General features: G+C 50.6%; 7 protein-coding genes. All 7 read left to right on the top strand.

Translation table 11 applies throughout. The annotated features are described in order from the left end of the window. The coding region (locus V0288_RS24235) for a DUF6932 family protein (protein ID WP_332867768.1) at positions 1-929 on the top strand (929 nt) is incomplete at its 5' end. 70 nt (positions 930-999) lie between these two features. Beyond that, positions 1000-1431, top strand: a complete 432-nt coding sequence (locus V0288_RS24230) for a helix-turn-helix transcriptional regulator (RefSeq protein WP_332867767.1) — start codon at positions 1000-1002, stop codon at positions 1429-1431. Positions 1432-1519: 88 nt separating this feature from the next. Next, positions 1520-3988 (top strand): ATP-dependent DNA helicase RecG, encoded by a 2469-nt coding sequence (recG, locus tag V0288_RS24225; protein ID WP_422662067.1) that lies wholly within the window; start codon positions 1520-1522, stop codon positions 3986-3988. A 627-nt stretch (positions 3989-4615) separates the two neighbouring features. Then, entirely contained in the window at positions 4616-5815 is a 1200-nt protein-coding gene (locus V0288_RS24220) for a hypothetical protein (protein WP_332867765.1), read from the top strand. Beyond that, positions 5761-6954: a DUF1822 family protein gene (locus V0288_RS24215; RefSeq protein ID WP_332867764.1), complete on the top strand. Its 1194-nt coding sequence runs from the start codon at positions 5761-5763 to the stop codon at positions 6952-6954. The genes V0288_RS24220 and V0288_RS24215 overlap by 55 nt, the downstream gene beginning before the upstream one ends. Before the next feature lie 31 nt (positions 6955-6985). Next, positions 6986-9442 carry a CHASE2 domain-containing protein gene (locus V0288_RS24210; RefSeq protein ID WP_422662068.1) on the top strand — a complete coding sequence of 819 codons (2457 nt, stop codon included), beginning with the start codon at positions 6986-6988 and terminating at the stop codon, positions 9440-9442. 15 nt (positions 9443-9457) lie between these two features. Further along, a partial coding sequence (locus tag V0288_RS24205; RefSeq protein ID WP_332867762.1) for a tetratricopeptide repeat-containing serine protease family protein occupies positions 9458-11808 on the top strand: 2351 nt, incomplete at its 3' end.

The raw sequence follows: 11808 nt of genomic DNA, 5'->3' as shown, positions 1-11808 counted from the left end.
TAACCGTTAATAAAAAATTGACAGATGGGTTGAATCGTATTCATCCAGATCCCAAGGCATTGGAACGGATAGCCCATCCCATTTTCCCCTCGGAAACTCTTCAAAAGGCATCGGAACGGATAGCGGCTTCCATGTCCGCTTTAACCGTTAATAAAAAATTGACAGATGGGTTGAATCGTATTGATCCAGAAGCTTTAAGAACCAGAAATTTATCGAATAATGCCTGGATATCAGTGAACGGAATTCTTAAGGAAACTATGGGATTAAGGGAGATTAGCCGACGGCATAAATTACTTTTAGAACCGTCTATTTCTCCACCTCCAAGATTGACAAAATATTTTAAATCTTCAAACAAAAATCTCGACAAAAGAATTGAAGCCTTTTATAAAGGTATTAATGAAGCGTTGTCTTCAGCCAAGTATATTGCAACGTTAAAATTATCCGAGCAAGACATTCAAAATCTTTTGGATTCTGAAGAGAAAGAAGAATCCATGTCGATTCCCGCTTTCCTCCCGAATGGGAACCTCCCCGCAGGAATTCATCTCGCCACATGGCAAGAAGTTGAAGAAGTTCTAGCGTTTAACGAGCGCCGTCGAGAACTTCTAGCCGGATTACGGCGAGCCTGTGAATCTTTAAAACAGGCTGGATGTCCCCGAATTTATATCGATGGCAGTTTCGCGACGAATAAAGAATATCCCGGTGATTTCGATGTTTGCTGGGAGGATGATGCGGTAGATTACGCTCTACTGCAACAGATCGCTCCTACTTTATTAGATTTTAACGATAAGCGCGCCGCCCAGAAAGCTAAGTACGGCGGGGAACTGTTTCCCTCTAGCTCGAACGCTGATTTTTCGGGAAGAACTTTTCTCGAATTTTTTCAAATCGATCGCGATGGAGAGCCGAAAGGAATCGTCGCCATCGATCTCTAAAATCAAGAGTTAACTCAAAAATTTTAGCTTTCAAAAAAATGATTCTATTTGATTCTTCCTAAATTTACCCATGATACTTAATGAACGTCAATTAATGGTGACGTGCGCCCAAATCAAGAAATTCGAGTCAGCGATCGCCACATTAAACACTTATCCAGTCTCGGATTCTCTCAACGACAAACTACGCCACAAAGCTCATCTCGACGCGCTCGAAAGTCAACTGGAAGAGATGCGCGAGGAAGTAGAGGAATACGAGAAACTGAAAGCCGGAAAGATCGATCTCCTATCCCTCGAATCCTTCGCGCGATTACCCGAAACGCTGATTAAAGCCCGAATTATCCGGGGTTGGACACAGGAACAACTCGCGGAACGATTGGGGGTGAAAGCGCAACAGGTTCAGCGCGACGAGGCGAATCTTTACGCCGGCGCGAGTTTCACTAAACTGCTGGAAATTCTCAAAGCGCTCGATATCGAGGTGCGCGGCGAGATTATTTTCCGATAGCCGGGGAATCCCGCGCGGGGGCGGGGTCGTCTCGCTTGATAGGATAGAAAATCGATAGGGGCGAGATCCCTCCCGCGACCGGATAACTATGACTTCGCAAATGCCTGACTGGATACGATTACAGAAAGCGCTCTCCGTCGAGGCGGAAAAAGGATATTCCGACTTGATGGGCAACCAGTACCGCTTTAGCGAGTTCTTGTGTCTCAGCTTCGGGCAGAGTCCCCCCGCGGGCATCCCGACGAGCGATCGAACTAAATGGCGAGATCTCGCCACGAAATTCGCCCGTTATCCCGAACTAGCCCCCAACCAACGCCAAAGCCTCGTCATCGACACCCGCAACTTCCTCCAGCAACTGCGGCAAACCCTAGAAACCCCGGCAACCCCCGACGAACCCCCGGAACCGAAAATCCCCAAAACCGTACCCGTCACCGCGAAAACCAACCCCGCGCGGCCGGTAACAATAGAACAACCCCTGCGCTATCTAGCGGAAGTAGGCGAGAGAAAAGCGGCACTTCTCGCCCGATTGGGGCTAAATATCGTCGAGGATTTACTGTATTACTATCCCCGCGACCACATCGACTACAGCCGACAGGTCAATATCGCCAACCTCACCGAAGGCGAAACCGTTACCCTCGTCGGCAACGTCAAACGCTGTAACTGCTTCACCAGCCCGAAAAACCCTAAACTCGCCATTTTTGAATTACTTTTACAGGATCGCACCGGACAGATTAAACTTACTCGCTTTTTCGCGGGAACTCGCTTTACCGGTCGCGGCTGGCAGGAAGGACAGAAAAAAGCCTACCCCGTCGGTTCCGTGGTCGCGGTTAGCGGTCTCGTCAAACCGGGGAAATACGGCGTTACCCTGGAGAATCCCGAATTTGAACTGCTCGATAGTTCCGGCGCGAGTATCGAATCGCTTAAAATCGGTCGGATTCTGCCCGTTTACCCGCTTACCGATGGCGTTCCCGCCGATTTAATCCGTAAAGCGGTTATTTTCGCTTTCGGGGCGGTTCAGGAAATTAAAGATCCCCTACCCTTCGGTTTACGGAAACAATACGGCTTGATCGACCTGAAAACCGCTATCACCAATATTCATTTTCCCGATAACTCGGAAATCCTCGCCCAATCTAGACGGCGTTTAGTGTTCGATGAATTTTTCTATCTCCAGTTAGGATTCCTGCGCCGTCGCCAACAGTACCAAAAAAGCCAGAAAAGCGCGACTTTTAACCCGAGAGGGCAGTTAATCGACCAGTTTAATCAGATCGTTCCCTTCTCCTTGACAAACGCACAAAAACGTGTTGTCGGCGAAATCCTCGAAGATCTGCAATCCTCCACCCCGATGAACCGTCTCGTGCAGGGGGACGTGGGTTCGGGGAAAACTATCGTCGGGGTGTACGCCATTCTCGCCGCGCTCCAGTCCGGCTATCAGGCGGCGTTAATGGCTCCCACGGAGGTATTGGCCGAGCAACATTATCGAAAATTGGTCGGTTGGTTCAATCTCCTGCATCTTCCCGTGGAATTGCTCACCGGTTCGACGAAAGCCGCCAAGCGACGGGAAATTCACGCCCAACTGGAAACGGGGGAATTACCGTTATTAGTGGGAACCCACGCGCTCATTCAAGATCCCGTCAAGTTCCGGAAATTGGGTTTAGTGGTAATCGACGAACAGCATCGTTTCGGGGTGCAACAGAGAGCGCGACTGTTGAGTAAGGGGGAATCTCCCCACGTTTTGACGATGACGGCGACTCCTATCCCGCGAACGCTCGCGCTCACCCTTCACGGCGATCTCGATGTTAGTCAAATTGATGAGCTACCGCCGGGCCGACAGCCGATCGAAACCACCGCGTTAAACGGGAAGCAGAGAAAACAAGCTTACGAGCTTATTCGTCGGGAAATCGCCCAAGGAAGACAGGCTTACGTGATTTTTCCCGTGATCGAGGAATCGGAGAAATTGGACGTTCGCGCCGCGGTCGAGGAACACCAGAATCTATCGGAAAGGATTTTCCCGGATTTTCGGGTGGGATTGTTACACGGGCGGATGAATTCGGCGCAGAAAGAGGAGGTTTTACGGGCGTTTCGGGATAATGAAATTCAAATTATCGTGTCTACCACCGTTATCGAGGTGGGGGTCGATGTGCCGAACGCTACGGTGATGTTAATCGAGAACGCGGAACGGTTCGGTCTGTCGCAGTTGCACCAGTTGCGGGGACGGGTGGGCCGGGGTTCCCATCAGTCCTATTGTCTACTGTTGAGCGGGAGTAATACGCCGGAAACCCGCCAGCGATTGGGGGTTTTGGAACAATCGCGGGATGGATTTTTTATCTCGGAAATGGATATGCGTTTCCGGGGGCCGGGGGAAGTGTTGGGGACGCGGCAATCGGGTTTACCGGATTTCGCTCTGGCGAGTTTGGTGGAGGATCAAGAGGTGCTGGTGTTAGCGCGGGACGCGGCGGAAAAGATTCTGATGGATGACCCGCACCTAATCACGTTACCCTCGTTGAAAAAGGCGTTAGAGGCGAAATATCAACGGATGTTAGGATCGGAGATTTTGACGTAACCGGCACTAAGCTATCCGCTAAAAGTCCGCGATCCATTTAGTTAGAGAGAAAACCGAATCCGTGAATTCGCCCATCAATCCTCGTTATCGACGGGGACAGGTCATAACACGATAACTTACTCCGTTTACTCTACGGATCTGTCCTGTAGGACGGCATCTCGTCGAGCCGGAGCATTTTAGTAGTGACATACCGCCTACCCTTTGACCGGTCGTTCTACAGGCCGCGTCTACCGGCGCGATTTTTCCATCTAATCCCGAGAGCGAGATCGAGAGTAAGATTGCCGTGGCGAAGAGCGATCGGGTGTAATGAGCGATTTGAAGGGTCATGATTGTATTCTCCGGATAGATTCGAGGTTTTTCGGGAGCGGGAAGACCGGACGATGGGGTAAAAGCCTCGATGCGGTCTTTTCTCTGCCTCCACATCCTTCTTCGGAACGCGAACCGAAGGATATGCAGTCGCGAAAGATTAGACCTCTCGCGAAAATCGAAAATCTCCGGTTAGGAGTTAGGGGCGGTCGATTAACCGAACTGTGCTAGAAAAATAAATTGATCCGATCAAACCGCACATAACCGGGGGGAGACCTCGATAGAGTAATTAGTTAACCGCCGTAGGATGGGAAAAATCGCATGAAAAGACGGGGAGATCCGATCGAGCAGTTTTCTACCTTCTTGAATTGGGAGGGAAACGAGGCGCGATGGTTGACGGACAATAGGTTACGTCGCGATCTGCAAAATTATCTGGCACGGGAGCCGTCTTTGACGAACCCGGAATATTGGGGACTCTTTTTCTGGCGAACATGGCTCGCGTCGGGAAAAGAAGAAGGACTTCCCCGTAAACATCTTCACGCCTATTTACAGGAACCTTGTTACTGGAGCGCCCGCGAGATCTACCGAACCTATCGAGATCGATTCGAGAACGAGATCGGGGATTATTTTACGATCGGTGTTTTACAGTTCGATAAAATTCTCTCGGAGTTCAACCCGACTTTAAATACAAAGCTGTCTACTTTCGCCGGCCAACGGATTAAATGGCGGGTGATCGATCGATTGCGCGAGAGCGATCGAACCTTCGGACACACGCTCTGGAGTCTCCTACTCAAATCGAGTGAAAGCCGTTTTAAAGAGGCGTTAATCCGTCATCTAGGGACGAGCGCGCTAGAGGAGTATTTACTTCCGTGGGATTACTATAAAGAAATTTACGCGGGCGATCGAATTATCCGGCTTAATAGACAGATCCAGAAGCCCGACGCTACTATCTGGCAGGAAATTACCGAGCGATATAATCGGGAGAATCGAGCGAATTTGAAGAGCCAAGAAATCGAGAAACGCTTGACCGTGGCGGGGCAGGCTCTACAGGCTTATCTGTCCCCGATAAAACCGCGTTCGATCGAGCGTTCGACGGAGGAGGAACAACCGACGGGATACGATTCGATCGCCGATCCCTCGGAAAACCCGCTAGATGAGATAGAAATCGCGGAAGAATCGCTCGCGATAGAAACAAGTTGGAAGAATATACTAGACTGGTTGGCGAGCGAGCTAGAAAACATCGAACCCGCGAGACGCTCGGAATTCGAGATGTATTACGGGCAAAAATTATCCCTACAAAAAATCGCCGCTTCCGTAACGCCTCCGGTGAATTATACTTCCGTCCTCCGAAGGATGAGAACCGTTCGGAAAAAGTTAGCGAAACATTTTATCGGGTGGGCGAGAACGAACCTGCACACCTCGCTACAATCGAACGATATAGAGACGATAAGCGAGGCATTAGAAATATGGCTAGAACACTATTACCGACCAACTGTACCCCCCGCGACCCCGGAGAATTAACCATGACTTTACGAGTTACCGATTTCCATCCCCAGAGCGATTGGCTATATATTTCCGAAGAGATCGAGAGACAAGCGCGGGAATTTAGCGAATCTTTCCCCTCTTCCGTCCGTCCGAGGCTCTATCTCAATTCTCTCGCGCGATCGATTCTACTCGCCTATTTTCAAGCAGAATTTCCGAACGCGAGCGCTGAACCGGACGGGGAAACTTTCTGGTGCTTAGGAATCAACGGGAGCGCGATTACATTGGGCGATCGACGCGCGATTATCGTACCGAGCGAGGCTTTCGATATCGAGGAATTGGAAATCTGCCGGGAGTGGGTAGATATTCCCGAATTAGCGGGCGATTATTATCTAGCGGTTCAACTTGATATGGAAGAAAAACTCGCGCGGGTATGGGGATACACGACACGGCAAAAATTGCAAGAACTTGGAGCGTATAATCAACGCGTTCGGTGCTACTCGTTACGCCGGGACGAGGTGACGGAGGATATCGATTCTCTCTCTCTCATCCGTCACTATTACCCGAACGAATCGACCCGCGGGGAAGTGGCTTCTTTACCGAAACTTTCGCTCGATCGACTCACTGAGTTATTCGATATTCTCGGAAATCCCGAGCTAACTTTTCCGAGAAGGGCGGTTTCTTTTGAAGAGTGGGGGGCGATTATCGCCAATCGAAACTGGCGGGAAATGTTGATCGATCGACGGTTTCCGAAACGGGAACCCGAACGCGTTCATCTCGGCGAGTGGTTCGAGAATCAATTCGCGAGAGGATGGCGAGCGATCGAGGAAGTGATTTCCCCCCGTCTCGTCCCCGCTTTTAAAAACATAGAAATTAAACGGGCGAAAGATATAAATTTAGAATTATCGCGAAATCAACTCGCGTTAACCCTCACGATCGGACGTACCGAATTCGGTTTCAAAATTCAAACTAGCGTGTACCCGACCGGAGAGCAAACTTTTCTACCCCCGAACGTGAAATTAATGATCCTGACGGAAGAGGGAGAGATTTTTAAAGAGGTAGTTTCCGAGGAAAACGATGAATTTATTCGCTACCGATTCGATGCGGAATCTGGAGATAAGTTTCAAGTCAAAATCGCTTTAGGAGAGGAGAGTATTCTGGAAAAGTTTCAAGTTTAAATAAATCGGTCAGTTTAGAATGTAATTAATGATGGAAAAACTATTAGTTCTCGAACTCGATGGCTCGTTCGATCGTGGATTTAAAGCGAATCTAGAAATTCGTCAGGGAATTCACTCGCGGCCGCGAGCGCGGATTCGGGGGACATTACCCGCCAATCCCGAATTATTGAATCTCTATCGTCAATGGCAACGGGATTATTCCGACCTAGAAAGTTTTTTCCGGGCTTTATCCCATAGCGATCCCGAGCAGGTCACGAGATTATCGCGCGATCGAACGAAATTAGAATGCCAGAAAACCGCGAACTCGGTCGGGGAAAAATTTAACGATTGGCTCAATTCTAGTTCCGAATTCGAGCCGATTAGAACGGCGATATTACGAGCGTCGGCGACGAGTTCCCGTCTCTGGATACAGACCGATTATGTTTGGCTACGGCGTATTCCGTGGGAGAAGTGGGATGTGGCGCGGGATAACCATTTGGATCTGGCGATTATCGCCTCTGAATACGATATTTCCGCCGGTTCATCGAGACCGAATTCCCGAGTGCAAATTCTGGCGGTTTTAGGAGGCGCGTCCGATCTGGAATCGCTAAAAGAAGATCGAAAAGTATTAGACGAAATAGCGGAAAAAGCGGGAGCGGAAATTCACTGGCTAGAATCGCCGACCGCGCGAGAGTTAACCGAATCACTCCGTCAAGGGAGATGGGATATTTTCTTTTTTAGCGGTCATAGCGCGAGTACGGAAGACGGGAAACACTGCGAGATACAATTAACGGAAGCGGAGAAATTAGAAATTCCCGATTTTCAATTTTCTCTACGGGAAGCCACGAGAAAGGGATTAAAAATTGCTATCTTTAACTCCTGTGATGGTGTGGGACTTGCGCATCAACTCGCCGCAGAAAAAGGAATGGTTTTACCGCATTTAATTTTCATGCGGGAGAAACTGCCCGATCCGATCGCCCCGAAATTTCTCCGCGTTTTTCTGGAGTTTTTCACGGCGGAAAATTCTCTCTATACTTCCGTACAGGAAGCGAGGAAAATACTACACGATGACTGGGAAAAAGAATATCCCTGCGCGAGTTGGTTGCCCGTAATCTGTCCCAATCCTACGGAAGAAATCCCCGCTTGGAACGAACTTCATAAACATCCTCGAATTCGATGGCGATCGCTCGGCGCGTTGATGGCGATCTCCTGTTTAGTTACCGGTGTACTCGTGGGAATTCGAGAAACGGGAGGATTCGAGAAAATCGATTTACAGACCTACGATCGGATCATGCAATGGAAACCGAAAGATAAACCGGACGATCGCTTTTTAATTATCACGATCGATAAAGAAGATAAGGAATATCAAGATAGAATGGGAATGAAAAGACCCATCATAGCGGGGAGCGATCGAAAACGTTCCCTCGCCGGGGAAGCCCTCTCGAAACTTTTACATAAAATACAACCCTATAAACCGAGCGTGATCGCGCTAGATATTTTACGCCCGATCGCCGCGACGGAAGATTATCCCCCGTTGGCGAATCAATTAAAAACGGTTCCGAATTTCCTCACGATCTGTAAATTTAACAACTATCAACAGTCGGATGGAATTTCTCCGCCTCCCGAACTGGCGCTCGATCGAACGGGTTTTAGTAATGTAGTGGTAGATGAAAATATTTCGGGAGTTCCTAGAGTTCGCCGCCTTTTATATCAAGCGAAACTCGATAAAACCTCTCCCTGTTTACCTCCCGAATCTCTCGCCCCGGCTTCTTCCCTTTCCTGTAATTTCAAGGACTACGCGCCTAGTTTCAGCCTGGCGATCGCTAAACGCTATTTAGAATTACAGAATCAAGATTTTAACTGTAATAAACTCGATCGGGGGATTCTAGAGATCAATATCGGCGATACCCGTCTCGGCGATTGGCTACAGTCCGCGAACGGCCCCTATAAAAGCCGTCAGGCCGATACGAGATCCGGCCGTCAAGTCATGCTCGATTACCGTCGGATCGCGGGGAATGGCGGTGACGCGATCGTGAAAATCGCGCCGAAAAAATCTCTCCGCCAGGTGTTAGATCCGAGTTTTAATCCCGAATCGGTGCGGGGAAAAATCGTGCTGATCGGGGTGACGGAACCGGGAGTCGATGATTTTTTAACCCCCTTTAGTCGCGACGCGTCGGAAGCGGTTCCGGGGGTTTATCTCCACGCGCACGCGGTCAGTCAGATCCTCGATACGATGACGGGAAACCGTACCTCGATCGCTTTCTGGAATCCCTTACAGGAGGCTTTCTGGGGGTTGGGCTGGTCGCTCGTCGGGGGGGGGATCGCGTGGCGTTTTCTCCGGGTGAAATCGATTCTTATCGCGGGGTCGATCGCTCTGGTTTCCCTCGGGGGAATCGGTTGGATTCTCTTGAGTTACGGGGGGCTATGGGTTCCGATCGCTCCCCCGGCACTCGCGATTCTCCTAACTTCCGGGATCTTCTTTTCCGTCCGTTCTTACTATTTAAAATAATCGAGAAAATCAACCATGTTAAAACCCTCGATCGCTCTCATCGCTCTTGTCGCGTTTTTCTCTCCATCCGGATGCACTTTCCTTACCCCGAACGCGGGAAATATTCCTAACGGGAATCAAAATTCGCGACCTTCCCGAACCCTCACGGTACAGGGCGGGAGCGAAGCGCTGCTGCCAGCAGATCGAGAGCTTTCCGAGGAGGAATTGTTACAACGAGTTACCGTCGGTATCTTTAGCGAACAGAATCGGGGTTCGGGGACGATTATCGCCCGAAAAGGCGATACCTATGTCGTCCTGACCAACGCCCACGTTACCCGCACGGCGAAAACCCTACAGGTACGAACTCACGACGGCCAGAGCCGCACGGCCCGCGTCGTTCCCGATTCCCTATCGGAGCGTAAAGATCTCGCCCTGTTAGAGTTTAGCGATCGACGCGACTATCCGATCGCCCCGATCGCGCGATTTACCGTTAATGAAGACCGGATCGGTTTGGAGGTGGTCGCCACGGGATACCCCGCGGAAACGGGACAGTATCGGGTGACGACGGGAACGATCGAACGGGCGGGCGATCGACCTCTTTCCGAAGGGTATAGCATCGGCTACAGTGGCGAGATCGTGCAGGGAATGAGCGGCGGCGGCATTTTCGTCGAGGGCGAGTTAATCGGACTGAACGGACGTTCCGCCTCCCCGATTCTCTCCAACTACACCTACGAGGACGGCACGAAACCGACCGCGGAAGAGATCCAAAAGATGAGAACCCTTAACTGGGGCATTCCCATCAATACACTATTAGCTTACATCCGGCCGGAAATCCTCACCGCCTATAACTTACCTTTACCAGAAACCGACCCCTACATTGAAAAGCCCGCGTATACCGGCTACGTCGCCGAATTAGAAAAAAAAGCGAGGGGATTCACCGTCCGGATCGATAGCACGAGCGGCGGGAACGGTAGCGGTGTAATTATCGCCCGCGAGGGGAAAACCTACACCGTACTGACCGCGGATCACGTCCTCTGCGAGAAAATCGCGGGCGCGGCAACCTGTTCCGATGACTTCACCTATACCGTCGTCACGAACGATGGCAAAAGCCGAAAAATCGAGAGAAACCGCGTCATCCGTCAGGAAGGGGTAGATCTCGCCGTCTTCCGTTTCCAGAGCGAGGGAACCTACCCCATCGCCGAGCTAGGGAACTATACCCCGAATACCGGTGAGGTTGTCTTCGTGGCGGGATACCCGAAAATCGGCGACAGGCGACCGATATGGGAATTTAACGGCGGGTTTGCCCAAGATAAGGAATTGGGATTACTACGAACCCGACAGAACGATCTACAGAGTCAAGGAAGCGCGGGTCTACAGGGAGCGACTTCTCTCACGGGAGGGTACGAGTTAGTTTATAGCAGTATCACCTACGGGGGGATGAGCGGGGGCGCGGTTCTCGATTCGTCGGGGAGAGTGATCGGTATTCACGGGCGCGCCGAAGGGGGCGAGGCGGGCAGAATCCAATTCGGCTTCAGCTTGGCGATTCCTATCGGTACTTTTATCGGTTTAAAAGATAGATTCCGGACGAACCCCGGATTATTAACCACCGCGCCGGCCGGAATCGATCGACAACAGCAACAGGAATTACTCGGGGCGATCGAGAAGGTGAAAATTCCCGATACCAATGCCCCGGCGGAGATCTGGATAGAAAGGGGTGGGCAACTGTGGCGGTTAGGAAGATACGAGGAAGCCGTGACCGCCTTCGATCGCGCGATCGCCCAAAACCGACCGGAAAATGTTTTTCTCGCTTGGTACGGTAAGGGAATCGCGTTAGTCTATCTCGAACGGTATTTACCGGCGAGCGAGGCGTTAGAACGATCGCTCGCCACTCTTCCCTCCGATCCAGATTTAAAAAAATTTCAGGCCAGTATCCTACTATTGCAAAATGTGATCTATCGCGGGGTGGGAGACTTCAAGAGCGCGTTAAGGGTTATCGACCGCGCGCTCGCCATCTCTCCCGGAAACTTTATCCTCTATAACGAGAAAGCCTTAACCTTAAAGAATTTAAACCACTATGATAAGGCGTTAAAAGCGATCGATCGGGCGATCGATCTCGCTCGCCGCGCCGTTTTGTATAACAATCGGGGGCTTCTTTACAGCGACTGGCACCAAACCGACCTCGCTCTGTCCGATTATAATCAAGCGATCGAGATCGATCCCCGATTCGCGATGGCTTACAACAATCGGGCGCTTCTTTACGCCGAACAACACCAAACCGACCTCGCTCTAGCCGATTACAAGAAAGCGATCGATCTCGATCCCCGCGACGCGATGGCTTACAACAATCGGGGGAATCTTTACTACCAACAACAGAAATTCGACCTCGC

Source organism: Pannus brasiliensis CCIBt3594, assembly GCF_036688125.1.
In the GTDB taxonomy this organism is placed as follows: Bacteria; Cyanobacteriota; Cyanobacteriia; order Cyanobacteriales; family Microcystaceae; genus Pannus; species Pannus brasiliensis.
The sequence above is the reverse complement of the archived record's forward strand: the minus strand, read 5'-3'. Positions and strand labels throughout refer to the sequence as shown.

Excerpts from the sequence above, each read along its gene's own strand:
- V0288_RS24230 (WP_332867767.1), top strand. The coding sequence starts at position 1,000 with ATGATACTTAATGAACGTCAATTAATGGTGACGTGCGCCCAAATCAAG.
- V0288_RS24215 (WP_332867764.1), top strand. The coding sequence starts at position 5,761 with ATGGCTAGAACACTATTACCGACCAACTGTACCCCCCGCGACCCCGGA.
- recG (WP_422662067.1), top strand. The coding sequence starts at position 1,520 with ATGACTTCGCAAATGCCTGACTGGATACGATTACAGAAAGCGCTCTCC.
- V0288_RS24210 (WP_422662068.1), top strand. The coding sequence starts at position 6,986 with ATGGAAAAACTATTAGTTCTCGAACTCGATGGCTCGTTCGATCGTGGA.
- V0288_RS24220 (WP_332867765.1), top strand. The coding sequence starts at position 4,616 with ATGAAAAGACGGGGAGATCCGATCGAGCAGTTTTCTACCTTCTTGAAT.